Below are 14931 nucleotides of genomic sequence, written 5' to 3' on the forward strand. Positions count from 1 at the left end.
TGTGTGTAAATTGGGATTAAAGCCAATATTATGATGTGGAGGGGTGCATTGGTGGTGTGCTCAATGTTGAAATTTGTAACCATAAAATATTATCAGGCATTTTGCAAAATCACCTCAAATTTGCTGTTTCCCCATGGAGCTGAAGACCATGACTCGTTTAAAAACGTGTGATATTAATACTATTGTTAAAAATTTAGATAATTACAACAGAGAATTGATTGAAAAAACAGGGCATTCTCTTTTGGGAATTGCCTGCCATGCTTGTGGTCGGAAAAAAGCTGAAATTCTTAAACTAATTGATGATTTTGCAGTCAGTGTGGTTCCTGTCACGGCGGGTCAGGGTATTATAACCACATTTTCCGATACTGTGGCGGCTATCATGAATTACCTTGGGTTTCAAGTGTCTGTAACCACAGCAACGGACACCGCAGGGGTGGCAGAAGCCTTTGAAAACAAGGCCCATGGTATCATGATGTCCGATGATAACCGTTTTGTGGGTTTAAACCTTACACTTCAACAGGTGGCAGATAATTCTGAGTCCACGGGCAGAGGGTATGCGGCTGCTCTGGATCTCATGGCAGGGGGCTTAAAAGAGCAATCCGTGGTGGTGGTGGGATGTGGCCCCGTGGGAACCGGAGCCGCCACATGGTTGAAACATACCGGTGCCCATGTGGTATTGTACGATGTTGATCCCGGTACTGCTCTGGATTTGAAAAATACGTTGTGTAACGATGCCGCAATTGGCCCGGGTAGGGTGAGTATGGCAGATCAAACCCTGGAAGTTTTGCTTCACCGGGTAAGGTATGTTGTTGAGGCCACCCCTGTGGAGAATTCCATTCCTGGAAATGCTCTTTTTGACAATACTTATGTAGCTGCCCCGGGGGTTCCTCTGGGGGTTTCAAAAAACGGGTGTGAGAGGATTTCCAGTCGTTTGATTCATGATAAACTGGAGATCGGTGTTGCCACCATGGCTGTGTCAATGCTGTAGTTTGGTTTTTAAAACAGTCCGGCCCTGTCTTTGGGGGGGATCCCCCGTTTAGGCGGGCCCAGAATAAGGATTCTAATTTGAATGAGATAGTAACATGGACAGATACCCAGCTGTCCCGACTCAAAGAGCTGGAGGCAGGGGAAAACGATTTAATTTGTCCCTGTGCCGCCATGGAAGAGAGAAATCAATGTTTCCAGCGCATTGAAAAGCGTTTGGTGAAGCAACAGCAGCAAAAGTTAAGACAATTTCTCACCGTTGATTTGAAACCACGCTTGATTGAGCTGGAAGAACGCCTCACCGCAGTTCTTAATGAACTGGGATTTTCCCGGGTAACCACCCCTGTGATTATTTCCCGGGAGGCCCTTGACAGAATGACCGTGGACAGGGATCATCCCCTTTCAAAGCAGGTCTATTGGCTGGATGATAAGCATTGTCTGCGTCCCATGCTGGCCCCTAATTTATATCAATATATGGTGAGCCTGGGGCGCTTGAAGGCTCGACCCATCCGATTTTTTGAGATTGGCTCCTGTTTTAGAAAAGAATCCGACGGTGCCAGGCATAACAGCGAATTTACCATGCTCAATCTGGTGGAAATGGGGGTTCCCATGGATCAGCGGCAAAAACGTTTAAAGCAGTTGGCCAAGGTCGTGGCCGATGCCGCAGGTTTGAAGGAGTATGAATTTGAAACCGAAGAATCCGTGGTGTATGGAGAAACCCTGGATGTGGTGGCAGGCAGTGACGGCATTGAAGTGGCCTCGGGTGCCATGGGACCACATCCACTGGATGCTGCATGGCGAATCACCGACTCCTGGGTGGGGCTTGGTTTTGGTCTGGAACGTCTGGTCATGGTGGCCCAGGATTCCCAAAGCATTGGCAAATGGGGTAAAAGTGTTTCCTGGATAAATGGCATTCGATTGAACTTGTAAGGTGCATTTTTGCCATGCTTCATTTTCCAGTTTGCACTTTTTAGAAAGAGATCCCCATTTTCCGGGAAAACTTGATCAAAAAGTGTAAACTACTTTTGAAGCTGTATGAAAGAGGCCCATTGTTTTAGGATTGCAGGTCAAAATGGGTGTTTAAAAGGGTAGGGACAAAAGACAGAAGCTGCCTTTTATCCCCGATTTTTTTAGATTAAAATATGGCTAATATGCCAAAGTTTCAGAAATTGAGGGTTTCCTGGAGCTCATCTGTGGAAAAACCCCAGTCCACATTGTGTGGGGGTAGTTTCTCATCAAACATATCTGGGAGCTGGTCATCTGCCTTGGTAAAGCCGGCCCGTTTATTGAACTCTTTTTCATCATTGAGGATGGATTTGCCAAGACTCACCACATCATCGGGGGTCAGGCTCAATCCGTATTGGGCATTGATCAAATCCACAATGGTCTGAACCCCGTCTTCATTGTCCAGAACTGCAAAGGCTACAAATAAACATAACCCTGCGGCATCAATGGCTGCGGTGGCAATCTGTAGATTTTGTGACAGCTCAATGTTTCCTTCTTTTTTCAGGGGATCAATGTCGCCCCCCACCTTGAGGATATTGGCGGTTACACCATAACCTGCGGTGTGATCTGCGCCCATGGGGGTGGTGGCGTAGGTGACCCCGACACCCTTGACGGCCCGGGGATCATAGGCGGGAAATGCCTGCCGTTTGACCACGGGAAGTCTATCCACGCCCAGGGCGTCACCCACAAATGCTGCGCCATTGCCCAGAATTTTGCCGTTGCCTGTGCCCTTGGCAACTTCTTTTATCAGCTCAATGGCAGCCTTGCCGTCACCCCATTCCAGAAGTCCGCCTTCCATGGCAATACCGATGGCCACGCCGGTGTCTATGGTATCTAACCCATAATCATCACACAGGCGATCCATCATGGCAATGTCATCTATATCCTTTATGGTGGTGTGGGCACCAAAGGCCCAGAGGGTTTCATATTCAAATCCGGCGGTTAACTGCTTTCCATCTGCACTGTTGTACACCTGGGAACATTTGATAACACAGCCCGGGTGGCAGCCTTCAGCAACAATACCGCCCCTTGCTTCTATGTTTTCCACCATTTTTTCGCCGCTGATATCCTGGGCGTGCTCAAATCGTCCATCTCTAAAATTTTTGGTGGGCAAAGAACCGGATTCATTGATAACATTGACCAGTACGGCTGTTCCCAATCCAGGCAGGCCCTGGCCGGTGACCGGGTGGTCGTTAAGCATTTTTACCCATTTTTTATTGGCAGCTTTGAAGGCGTCCGGGTCTGCCATGGTGAGTCGATCGCATCCTTTATCATCCACCACAATGGCCTTTATTTTTTTAGACCCCATTACTGCGCCCAGCCCACCACGGCCCACGGCACGTCCCGGGGTTCCCTTGAGATCTGCCTGCTGGATGCTGGCGGCTTTGAGACGTTGTTCTCCTGCCTGGCCAATACACATGACGCCGGTTTTGGCACCATAGGTGGTCCATAGTTTTTCAATGGCTTCGTAATTGCCCATACCCACATATTCATCAGCCGGTAGAATTTCCACAGAGTCTTTTTTAATGACGATCATGCTGTAGGCATCTCCTGCGGGTTTGCCTTCCAGTACCACAGCTGCAATTCCCAGTCGGGCCAGCTTCTGGGAAACAAATCCACCGGAGTTACTTTCTTTAATTCCGCCGGTGAGGGGGGATTTGGCGCCCACGGACAATCTGCCGGAGTTGGCGGCGGGTGAGCCTGAAAGAATGCCCGGGGCCATGATCAGCTTGTTGGCAGCCCCCAGGGGATGACAGGTGGCAGGTACTTCATTGAGTACCATTTTGGAGGTCAGGGCTCTGCCCCCCAGGCCCGCCAGTTCTGCTGGAATGTCTTCAAAATTAAAGGTAAGCTTTTCTGTGTTTATTCTAAGAATTTTACTCATTTTAACTCCTTTTTGTCCCATGCCGGGCACACCTGATTTAAACAGAGAGGGTGCAAACGGGCAGTTGCATTGGTAATGTGTGTATACACGACAATTACATTAATATTTTTCGGGTTGATGAAGTAGCGGGTTTGAAAAAAATATTTTTCTTGCAAGAAATGGGTTGACTTTTGAAAAATCAAACCGTTAAAAACCACAACGCACAAATATTTTGCATTATAGGCGAGAAAGGCAGATCTGTAAAGCCCATGAGTGTAAAAATATAAATGAAATTCAACTAAAATTGAGGAAGAATTGTTTCTGAATTTAAATAAAATTAATACTGTTTTTTCGTTTATTTTGGTTGTTCCTTTGGGTTAAAGCAAAAGGAGGAAAAGGATGAAGTTGTTCAACGGGTAAAACTGTGTTAAATTAACACTTGAAATTACATCGTTCTGACCTTACTTCCGTTGGAAGTAAACCATAAAAAATGGGCATGTTTCATTTTTCAGTTTACACTTTTTAGAAAGAGATACCCATTCCCCAAAAAAATTTGATCGAAAAGTGTAAACTACTGTTGAAGTTGCATGAAAGATGTCAAAAAATGAAGGGATTTTAAATCCATGAGAATTGTAACCCGGCCCGATTTTGACGGGGTGGTATGTGCTGTTTTTCTTTGTGAGGCAGAAAAAATAAATGAACCCATAAAATGGGTGGAACCCAGTCAAATACAAAATAGTTCCATTGAGATTCGGTCTGGAGATGTTTTGGCTAATTTACCCTATGATCCCCGCTGCTCCCTGTGGTTTGATCACCATGTGTCCAATTCCATGGAAAAGATGCCCCATGGCCTTTTTCGAATTGCCCCTTCTGCCGCCGGTCTGGTCCATGAGTATTATAAAAAAAAAGGAAAGCTGGATAAGGATTTTGATGAACTTGTGAGGTGGACGGACATCATTGATGCAGCCCTGCTGGAAAAGGACCATGTGCTTTATCCTGAAAAATACCCTTATCTTTTGCTTTCCATGACCATCAAAAATCGAAATGGAGCAGATGCTTCATATTGGGATCATCTGGTTCAATTGCTTAGAAATCATCCCATTGAATTTGTGATGGAAGACCCGCAGGTAAAAGTCAGATGTGAACAGGTGGTGCAAGAGAATCGGACCTATGTGGATATTTTAAAAGCCCACACTGTTGTGAAGGGGGATGTCTCTGTGACGGATTTCCGGGAGCTTGACATTGTTCCTTCGGGAAATCGTTTTTCTGTTTATTGTATTTATCCAGATATCATGGCCAGCGTTAAAATACGATACCATGAGCAGGATCGGGATACCACCATTGTCAGCATAGGGCAGAGCATCTTCAAAAAAGGGCTAAAGGTGAATATCGGGCACTTGCTTTCACGATATGGTGGTGGGGGGCATGCTGGCGCCGGTGGCTGCAGTATGAAAAGTGATTTTGCGCCTGGCAATATCCGTGAAATCCTCACCATCCTGGAAACCAATGTCCCCTTGACTTAACCCTGTAGAGACACCTTGTGTCTTGCATGAAATTACAGAGTGTTTTACCAACAATTAATAGTGATTCAGCCATAAAAAAGTCGAGAGTTGTTGATTTATCGTTTATAATTCCATGCAGCTGTTTTTTTGAGATTATCTTGAGCATACGGTAAGTTTAAATCAGCTCATTCCCTAAGAAATCAGTTGGTATAAAGGTTTGAAGCCAAAGTCCACTGTGGTGCTGATGGTACTGGAAATTAATAGACCACCCGGGTGGACTTGGCATCAAAAATATGCATCTGGTTAAGATTCATGGTAATCTCAATGGTGTCCTGGTGGTTAACCACCAGGCGGCTTTCACACCGGGCAATGAATTTCACACCTTTTAAATCCACATGGATGTGGGTTTCATTGCCCAGCGGCTCCACTACATCCACGGTCCCCTGGAACCGGGCCTCCCCCGGAGCCAGCGTCGTTCCCTCGGTGGGATGAATTTCTTCAGTTCGAATTCCCATGACAAGATTCTGGCCATCCGTTATGTTTCCTCCCTCCCTTGGGGGGACCGGGATCTCAAGCCCCTTTTCAAAGAGCAGCACAAAATCGTTTTCTTTTTTTGCAGCTTTACAGGGTAAAAGATTCATGGGAGGGGTTCCAATGAATCCTGCCACAAATGTGTTGGCCGGTTGGGAGAAAAGCTCCATGGGAGTTCCCACTTGTTCAATGTAACCATCCCTTAAAACCACAATGCGGTCAGCCAGTGTCATGGCCTCCACCTGGTCATGGGTTACATAGATAATGGTGGCGTTTACTCTATGGTGGAGGCGCTTGATTTCCGCCCGCATTTGAATGCGCAGCTTGGCATCCAGATTGGAAAGGGGCTCGTCAAATAGAAAAACCGATGGTTTGCGTACCATGGCCCGGCCCATGGCCACCCGTTGCCTCTGGCCTCCTGATAATTCATGGGGTTTTCGGTCCAGCAGATTTTCAAGGCCTAATATTTGAGCCACTTCCTGGACTCTTTCCTGGATTTCGGTTTTGGGTGTTTTGTTCAATTTTAGACCAAAGGACATATTGTTAAATACATTCATGTGGGGATACAGGGCATAGTTCTGGAATACCATGGCAAGGCCGCGGTCTTTGGGAGCCAGGTCATTAACCACCTTTCCACCAATGGAAATGGTTCCTTCTGAAATAACTTCAAGGCCTGCCACCATGCGTAGAAGTGTTGACTTTCCGCATCCAGAAGGACCCACCAGAACCAGAAATTCCTTGTCTTTTATATCCAGATTGATGCCATGTACCACCTCTGTTTTTCCATATTTTTTTACAACTTGATCAAGTTTAAGTTCTGTCATTAAAGTTTTCCGTTTAACGTTTAGGTGGTGGTGCTGTGATCTTTATCAGGTAAAATTTTTTGTTTTTTTATTCTCAAAGCAAAATTTCGATTAATGAGGGACTCAGATCTTATTGATTTACCATTTAACCATACCAAAATTGATATGTTTTATGGATGAAATTTCGGGTAAACGGTAAATTGAAAACTGCTGATTCCCTAATAGCTTCCCTATGTGCATAAAAAAACAATAAATCAATTAATTATGCAACTCTTTTCTTGGATTTTTCATAATAATCTTGACGGGTATTGGTTAAAGCATTAAATCATGAAGAGGTGTTTTTTTTTAAGAAGTTTTATACTATTTATGGATAGTCATAGGTGGCGCAAAAATACCATGGCTGTCCATGGAAGTTGTCGGTGTTGTGCTTTTTTGCCATTGACGCGTTCTGTGGTAATGCTTTGAAGCATAAAATAGTTTTAATAAAAAGGGGGAAACATGGAAATGAGAAAAAGTTTGATTCTGGCCATTGTGGGCATCTGCTTGATATTCCCAGCATCTACCTTTGCTAAACCGGTGACCATTAATTGGTGGCATGCCATGAGAAGTGCCCGGGGCAAGGTGGTGGATACCATGATTGAAAAATTTAATGCCTCCCAGTCTGACTATGTGGTGGTGGGGACCAATAAAGGTAATTATGATGAAACCATGAATGCCGGTGTGGCAGCTTTCAGGGCAAAAAAACAACCACACCTTCTCCAGGTGTTTGAGGTGGGTACTCAAACCATGATGCTTTCTGGAGCCATTTATCCGGTGCATGAGCTCATGGCCAAAGCTGGGTTTGACATTGACTGGGACAATTATCTCCAGGCGGTTCTTTCCTATTACATGAACGCCGATGGAAAATTGATGTCCATGCCCTTTAATTCTTCTACACCTATTATGTATTACAATGTGGATATGTTAAAAACAGCTGGCATTGTCCCTTTGTCAAAGTCGGAGCCCATTACCTGGGATCAACTGGGGGAGATCACCAAAAAATTGGTGGATCAGGGTATTGCACCAGCAGGAATGGTAACTGCCTGGCAGTCCTGGACTCAAATTGAAAATTATAGTGCCATTCATAATCTTGAGTTTGCAGATAAGGCCAATGGGTACAAAGGGCTTGATTGTGAATTGAAAATCAATAACTCCAAAGTGGTGGACCACATCAGACGTTTAAAAACCTGGATTTCCGACAAACGCTTTATGTATGGCGGTCAGAAATATCAAGGTCCCAAGGCTGAATTCATTGCGCAGAATGCCGCCTTTTACATTGATTCCATCAGTGGCATTGCAAAGTTGAAAAAAGCTGTGAATGATTTTACCTGGGATGCGGCTCCCCTTCCTGTGGAGGTATGGATGAAAACTCCCCAGAACAGCATCATTGGCGGGGCTTCTTTGTGGGTGCTCCAGGGGCACAGCAAAAAAGAATATAAAGGGGTTGCCACATTTTTAAAATTTTTGGCCAGTAATGAGATGCAGGAATACTGGCACAAAGAAACCGGCTACTTCCCAATTACCTTAAATGCCTATGATGACCTTAAATCCAAAGGCTATTATACTGAAAATCCCCTCCAGGAAGTGGGTATTAAACAATTAAATCGTGCCGTACCCACAGAAATTTCCCGGGGATTGCGTTTGGGTTATTTTGTCCAGATCCGAAACATTATAAATGAAGAGCTGGAACAGGTGTGGAATGGCGATAAAACCCCCCAGGAAGCCATGGATAATGCCGTTGCCAGAAGTAATATTCAGTTGAGAACTTTTGAGAAGACCTACAAATGATTAATTAACTGCGACAATAATTTTACCAAATTAATTTAAAATTTGCGCCATCTTTCATACACTATTAAAAACAGGCTGCACTTTTTGATGAAGGAATTCTGGAAAATTGGGTATGTTTTTTGAAAAGTGTAAGATGGGAGATGGTGCATGTTACATTTTTTTGGCTCAATGAGCGATGTTGTGATCATGTTTTTTTATCAATAACCTTTGCGAGAAAAACTGGCATTTGTTTCAATCTAATGAAGCAGGTGGAAAATTTTTTACCAATGATTAAACGATCTTTTTTTAAATCAAAATACATTCCTTATCTGTTGATTTTACCTCAGCTGCTCATTACACTTACTTTTTTTTATTGGCCTGCCATCCAGGGTTTAATCCAGTCCTTTCTTCTCAGCGACCCCTTTGGCAGACGCAGTACCTTTGTATGGTTTTATAATTATATTGAGCTGTTCACAGATCCTCTGTATTTAAAATCCATCATGATCACATTGATTTTCAGTGTGCTGGTGGCTGGGGTCTCACTTTTTTTGGGCCTGTTCATTGCCACTATGGCCAATCGAGCGCTTAAAGCCAAAGCGGTGGTGCGAACTTTGCTCATTTGGCCCTACGCAGTGGCTCCTGCCATATCCGGTATATTGTGGCTTTTCCTTTTACACCCTTCCTATGGCATTGTGGCTCTTGGTATTAAAAACTGGCTGGGAATTGACTGGAATCCCGTGCTCAAGGGAAGTGATGCCATGATCATGGTTACCCTGGCCAGTGCCTGGAAGCAGATCAGTTATAATTTTGTTTTTTTTGTGGCAGGTATGCAGGCCATTCCAAAATCCCTGATAGAGGCAGCTGCCATTGACGGAGCAAGTCCCCTTCGCAGGTTCTGGTCCATCACCTTTCCCCTTTTATCGCCCACTTTTTTCTTTTTGTCGGTGATGAACATTATCTACTCCTTTTTTGAAACATTTGGTATTATTCACACCGTCACCCAGGGAGGGCCCGGAGGGTCCACCAATATAATGGTATACAAGGTGTATCAGGATGGATTTGTGGGCTTAAACATGGGGGCGTCCTCTGCTCAATCCGTGGTGCTCATGTCTCTTATCATCCTCATCACTGTGATTCAGTTTAAATTTGTTGAAAAAAAAGTACAATATACAGGTTAATATTATGGTTGAACGCACGCCGCTTCTGGATATTTTTACCTATTTGTTTTTAATGGCAGGTATTCTCATAGTCGGGTTTCCCATTATTTACAGCCTCATTGCCGCCACTCAAACCCTGGAAGATGTTTCAAAGGTGCCCATGCCCCTGATTCCTGGGGATCAATTTTGGGTGAATATGCAGGAGGCCTGGTCACGGGGGGATCTTGGAACCCAGATCATGAACTCCTTTATCATGGCAACGGGCATCACCATGGGAAAGATTACCATTTCAATTTTGGGCGCATTTTCCATTGTTTACTTTGATTACCGATTCCGGGCTGTGGCCTTTGCCTCGGTTTTCTGCACCTTGATGCTGCCGGTGGAAGTAAGAATCATGCCCACCTATGAGGTGGCTGCCAATGTGTTAGGGCCGTTGCAGGCTCTGTGGGATTTTTTACACCTTAATGCCGTGGTTTCCTGGTTTACCGCCAATGAATTTGAACTGGCTCTGGATTGGAGTTTGCTGGACAGCTATACAGGATTAATTCTCCCTCTGATTGCATCAGCCACCTGTACTTTTTTATTCCGACAATTTTTTTTAACGGTGCCAGAGGAACTGTGTGAGGCGGCAAAGATGGATGGAGCCTCCCCCATGACTTTTTTTAGAAAAATTTTATTGCCCTTGTCCAAAACCAATATAGCAGCCCTGGTGGTTATTGAATTTGTGTATGGTTATAATCAGTATCTATGGCCCCTTCTCATCACCACCAACCCCAAAATGACAACAGCGGTCATTGGGCTTCAAAATCTTATTCCCCAGGCAGATGATTTACCAGAGTGGAACCTGGCCCTGGGGGCGGCCATTCTGGTTATGCTGCCACCGGTGCTTGTGGTACTTTTTATGCAACGCTGGTTTGTTAAGGGACTCATAGAGAAAGAAAAATAATGGCGTTTGTAGCCGTTTTTATGAAAAACTCAACTTTCGGTGTTCGCATTTCGTGGTGGGGTCAGGCTTTCGTTATTGACATTATCGAGGCTTTTTCCGTTGGCAAAGGCCTTGGTCGATAACATCAATAACAAAAGCCTGACCCCGTGGGCACACTGAGCCCATCGGTACATTTAAAAATGCTGGCTTTGAAATGAAGCCCGAAAGTTGAGTGAAAAAAAAAGGATGATCTATTTTGAAAAAAACATTGGTATTTTTGTTGATTGTATTATTTTTTGCCACCACAGCTTCGGCAAGTATGAAAATCAAGCTGGCTGTTGTGACAAAACCGGGTTCTGCCCAGAATATTGTGGCAGATAAATTTAAAGAACTCATTGAAGCCCGTTCCCAGGGAGAAATAACAGTTAAGGTGTTTCACTCTGCCTCACTGGGCAATGAAACAGAAATTCTTCAACAGATTCAGATGGGAACTGTGGAAATGGGCATCATCACCGCAGGCCCTTTTGATACCTTTGACCCCATTGTCCGGGTTGTGAATTATCCTTTTTTATTTAAAGACAATGACCAGGCAGACTTGATTCTGGATGGCCCTTTGGGGCAGGAAATCCTTAAAAGTCTTGAAACATCAGGGTTTAAGGGGCTGCATTTTTCAGAAAACGGATTTCGGAATTTGACCAATAGTAAAAAAGCGGTGAAAACCCCCGATGACATCAAAGGGCTTAAAATCCGGGTCATGGCATCTGCGCTTCATAAAACCATCTGGCAGACATTGGGTGCCAACCCCACGCCCATGCCCTGGCCCATTTACACGGAGCTTGAACAAAGCGTCATTGACGGTCAGGAAAATCCTTTGTGGGTGATGGAGGTGTACAAGTTTTATGAGATTCAAAAGTACATGACCATGACCCGTCATGTCTATTCGTCCCACATTGATGTGGCTGGACTGAAATGGTGGAATGCCCTTTCTGATGACAACCGGGCCCTCATTGCCGGCGCAATAAAAGACGCAGCAATTTTTCAACGGACAGATAACCGGGCCAAGAATGCCGGTCGCATGGCTTTGCTTGGAAAAAAGGGGATGATCATTGAACAGCATCCTGATGTAACCGCCTTCAGGGCCCGGGTGGCGGATTTGAAAAACATGGACCTTTACAGTGATCCCCGGGTGAATGCCCTGCTGATAAAAATGATTGAGGCCACCCGATAAGCCGGGAATGGCTGGAATCAAAATATGATAAGATTTTTTCAAACTCTCAGCGATGGCATAAACCGCAGGGTGGAAGCACTGCTTTTTGTCATGGGGGGCACCATGACCTTGATTGTGGTGGTACAGGTGTTTTCCAGATATGTTCTTAATCACTCTCTATTCTGGTCCGAAGAGTTGGCCCGTTTTCTTCTGGTGTGGCTGACCTTTATGGGGGCTTGTGTGGGGTATCACAAGGGTGTGCATCCCGGTGTGGATGTCTGCTTTAAAAGATTTTCCCCCCGGGGGCAACAATGGGCCATGGTGGGAATTCATCTGGCTTCTCTGTTGCTGTTTGGGGTGATGGTGATCAAAGGAATCAGCTTTGCCTGGTTTATAAGGCTTCAGATTTCTCCGGCACTCTCCCTTCCCAAATGGATTCTCATGGGTATTGTTCCCCTGGCCGGAGTGGTGCTTATGATACATGGTGTGCGATTTCTGCTGGAGGCCCTCCATGGCCAAGATTTGATGGATTAGGATGGTATTGTGACTGCGCCGCTGTTGATTATAACCCTGTTTTTTCTTTTTGCCATGAACACCCCCATTGCCATTGCCATTGGGGTTTCATCCCTGGTGAGCATTCTGGTTCAAGGGGACTATCCCCTGATGGTGATGATCCAGCGCATGGTGTCGGGTACCGATTCCTTTCATCTCATGGCGGTGCCGTTGTTCATGTATGCCGGGGTGATCATGGAGGCCGGCGGCATCAGCCAGAGACTCATTGATTTTGCCAATGCTTTGGCTGGCTGGCTGCCCGGGGGGCTGGCTGCTGTCACCATTGTTTCTGCCATGTTTTTTGCCGGAATTTCCGGTTCGGCTGCTGCTGATGCCGCTGCTGTGGGGGCTGTATTGATTCCAGCCATGAAGCGTTCCGGGTATGACTCTGATTTTGCAGCGGCAGTGCAGGCTTCAGGGGGCTCATTGGGGGTGGTGATTCCCCCCTCCATTCCCATGATTATCTTTGGATTCCTCACCGGTGCCTCCATTGGTCAGCTTTTTGCCGCCGGTATTTTGCCGGGCCTGCTCATTGCTGTCACGCTGATTGGTGTTTCCACCTTTGTTTCCCGGCGCAGGGGGTATGCCCCGGACACCCGGTTTTCGTTGAAAAATATTTTTATTACCTTCAGGCGCGCCTTTCTGGCCCTGGGGGCGCCTTTGATCATCCTGGGCGGAATTTTAACCGGCGTGTTTACAGCCACAGAATCGGCGGCCGTGGCCGTGGCCTATGCCCTGTTTGTTTCCATGGTGATTTACAGAAAAATTAGTATAGGCGATCTGTTTCATCTTTTCAGGGATGGGTCTGTCACCGCCTCCATCGTCATGTTTATCATTGCCACCGCCTCGGTGTTCAGCTGGATCGCCGCCATGGAGGATCTTCCCGGTGCCCTGGCAGGCAGTCTCATGGAAATAACCGATAATCCGGTGCTTCTTCTGCTTTTAATCAATGGAGTGCTTCTTGTGGCCGGTACCTTTGTGGAAACCACGGCCGCCTTAATTCTGCTGGTACCCATGATTACGGCCATGCTGCCTTCTCTGGGTATTGACATGGTTCAACTGGGGGTCATTGTGGTGACCAACCTCTCCATTGGCATGCTCACCCCGCCCATGGGCATTTGCCTCATTGTGTCGTGCAGTATTTCCGGGGACTCCCTGGGGGCTGTGAGTCGACGGGTATTGCCTTTTTTGCTCGTCTTGATCATTGATCTTCTTATCATTACCTTTTATTCTCCAGTCACCATGTGGATGGCCCGCTTGGTTCGTTGAGCCTTTTCCGGAATTTTCAACACCTTTCATACAACTTCAAAAGTAGTGCTTTGTCATTTTTAATACTTAGAATCGCCGATTTTTAGAGATGCCGTGGTGTAATGTTGTGCGGTATGCACTATCCTAAATTTTAGCCTTGACCATGCAGTGGTCTGTATTTTTTGATCAAGTTTTCCCGGGAAATGGGTGTGTTTTTCTGAAAAGTGTGAACTTAAAAATGAAGCATGCCGAAATTTCTTATTAATTAATTGATTATGCTCAATGTTGGGTTTATAACACAAGGTGTGAGAATCCAAAAACCACAGGAGGTGGGTATGACCATAAAAATTGGTATTAACGGTTTCGGCAGAATCGGCAGAAACATTTTTCGTGCCATTGGTAAAGATAAAGCCTTTGCTGATGTGGAAGTGGTTGCCATCAATGATTTAACAGATAATAAAACCCTGGCACATCTGCTTAAGTATGATTCGGTCATGGGAACCTTTGAAGGAGAGATCACCGGTGACGACACCGGTATCACCGTGGATGGACGTCACATTGCCGTGTCCGGCCATCGCTCCCCCGGTGATATTCCCTGGGGGGATCTTGGGGTGGCGTATGTGGCGGAGTGTACCGGTATTTTCCGGGATGGTGAGTCGGCCCAGGCCCATCTGGATGCCGGGGCCAAAAAGGTGGTGATTTCTGCCCCGGCCAAGGGAGGGGTTAAAACCCTGGTCATGGGGGTGAACGAGGAAGAGTATGACCCCACTCGGCACCATGTGGTGTCCAATGCCTCCTGTACCACCAATTGCCTGGCACCGGTGGCCCGGGTGATTCTGGATAATTTTGGTATAAAACGGGGCTTGATGACCACCATCCATGCCTACACCGGGGATCAGCGCCTTCTTGATTTTCCCCACAGTGATTTAAGGCGGGCAAGAGCTGCAGGACTTTCCATGATTCCCACCAAAACCGGTGCGGCCGCTGCCGTTTCCCTGGTTATTCCGGAGTTGAAAAATAAATTTGACGGCCTTGCCGTGCGGGTTCCAACCCCCAATGTATCCTTGGTGGATGCGGTGATGGAGGTGGAAAAAGAGACAACGGTGCAGGAGGTGAACCAGGCACTGAAGGCGGCATCCGGGCGATATCTGGGATACTCTGATCTTCCCCTGGTTTCCATGGATTATCAGGGAGACCCCCATTCATCTGTGGTGGATGCGGACTCCACAAAGGTCATTGGAACCACGGTGAAGGTGATGAGCTGGTATGACAATGAATGGGGCTACTCCAACCGGATGCTGGATTTGATTCTATACATGGAAGCCATGAAGCCTTTATGATGGTATT

12 protein-coding genes are annotated in these 14931 nt (G+C 46.1%); 10 read left to right on the forward strand and 2 right to left on the reverse strand.

Features of this window, described 5'->3' with window-relative positions; genetic code table 11:
• Positions 1–148 precede the first annotated feature (148 nt).
• Together pylD and pylSc are read left to right on the forward strand one after the other, a co-directional pair.
• On the forward strand, positions 149–988 hold the full coding sequence (gene pylD / locus B9A32_RS12590; RefSeq protein ID WP_170923813.1) for a 3-methylornithyl-N6-L-lysine dehydrogenase PylD: 840 nt from the start codon (positions 149–151) through the stop codon (positions 986–988).
• Between the two features lie 77 nt (positions 989–1065).
• The gene (pylSc, locus tag B9A32_RS12595; protein WP_212637923.1) at positions 1066–1914 is read left to right on the forward strand and encodes a pyrrolysine--tRNA(Pyl) ligase large subunit; all 849 of its coding nucleotides are present in this window, start codon (positions 1066–1068) and stop codon (positions 1912–1914) included.
• Positions 1915–2146: 232 nt separating this feature from the next.
• On the opposite strand, the gene B9A32_RS12600 is transcribed toward pylSc, so the two are convergent.
• On the reverse strand, positions 2147–3874 hold the full coding sequence (locus B9A32_RS12600) for an aldehyde ferredoxin oxidoreductase family protein (RefSeq protein WP_084069798.1): 1728 nt from the start codon (positions 3872–3874) through the stop codon (positions 2147–2149).
• Between the two features lie 602 nt (positions 3875–4476).
• On the opposite strand from B9A32_RS12600, the gene B9A32_RS12610 reads away from it, so the two are divergent.
• Positions 4477–5376, forward strand: coding sequence for an exopolyphosphatase (locus B9A32_RS12610; RefSeq protein ID WP_084069800.1), 900 nt, complete (start codon positions 4477–4479; stop codon positions 5374–5376).
• 236 nt (positions 5377–5612) lie between these two features.
• Here B9A32_RS12610 and B9A32_RS12615 read toward each other — a convergent pair whose 3' ends face one another.
• A complete protein-coding gene (locus B9A32_RS12615; protein ID WP_084069801.1) occupies positions 5613–6710 on the reverse strand; it encodes an ABC transporter ATP-binding protein in 1098 nt (365 codons plus the stop codon).
• A 477-nt stretch (positions 6711–7187) separates the two neighbouring features.
• Here B9A32_RS12615 and ugpB point away from each other — a divergent pair, with 477 nt between their 5' ends.
• From ugpB to gap, 7 genes are all read left to right on the forward strand, one after another.
• Positions 7188–8516, forward strand: a complete 1329-nt coding sequence (gene ugpB / locus B9A32_RS12620; protein ID WP_084069802.1) for a sn-glycerol-3-phosphate ABC transporter substrate-binding protein UgpB — start codon at positions 7188–7190, stop codon at positions 8514–8516.
• A 266-nt stretch (positions 8517–8782) separates the two neighbouring features.
• Positions 8783–9673 carry an ABC transporter permease subunit gene (locus B9A32_RS12625; protein WP_084069875.1) on the forward strand — a complete coding sequence of 297 codons (891 nt, stop codon included), beginning with the start codon at positions 8783–8785 and terminating at the stop codon, positions 9671–9673.
• A gap of 4 nt (positions 9674–9677) precedes the next feature.
• Entirely contained in the window at positions 9678–10598 is a 921-nt protein-coding gene (locus B9A32_RS12630; RefSeq protein WP_084069803.1) for an ABC transporter permease subunit, read from the forward strand.
• Positions 10599–10854: 256 nt separating this feature from the next.
• Complete coding sequence (locus tag B9A32_RS12635; protein WP_232367146.1) at positions 10855–11805, forward strand: TRAP transporter substrate-binding protein; 951 nt, start codon at positions 10855–10857, stop codon at positions 11803–11805.
• Between the two features lie 24 nt (positions 11806–11829).
• The gene (locus tag B9A32_RS12640) at positions 11830–12318 is read left to right on the forward strand and encodes a TRAP transporter small permease (protein ID WP_084069804.1); all 489 of its coding nucleotides are present in this window, start codon (positions 11830–11832) and stop codon (positions 12316–12318) included.
• 9 nt (positions 12319–12327) lie between these two features.
• Entirely contained in the window at positions 12328–13605 is a 1278-nt protein-coding gene (locus B9A32_RS12645; protein ID WP_084069805.1) for a TRAP transporter large permease, read from the forward strand.
• Between the two features lie 314 nt (positions 13606–13919).
• Complete coding sequence (gene gap / locus B9A32_RS12650) at positions 13920–14924, forward strand: type I glyceraldehyde-3-phosphate dehydrogenase (protein ID WP_084069806.1); 1005 nt, start codon at positions 13920–13922, stop codon at positions 14922–14924.
• Positions 14925–14931 lie beyond the last annotated feature (7 nt).

Origin of the sequence: Desulfocicer vacuolatum DSM 3385 (genome assembly GCF_900176365.1) — a bacterium.
Classification (GTDB): Bacteria; Desulfobacterota; Desulfobacteria; order Desulfobacterales; family Desulfobacteraceae; genus Desulfocicer; species Desulfocicer vacuolatum.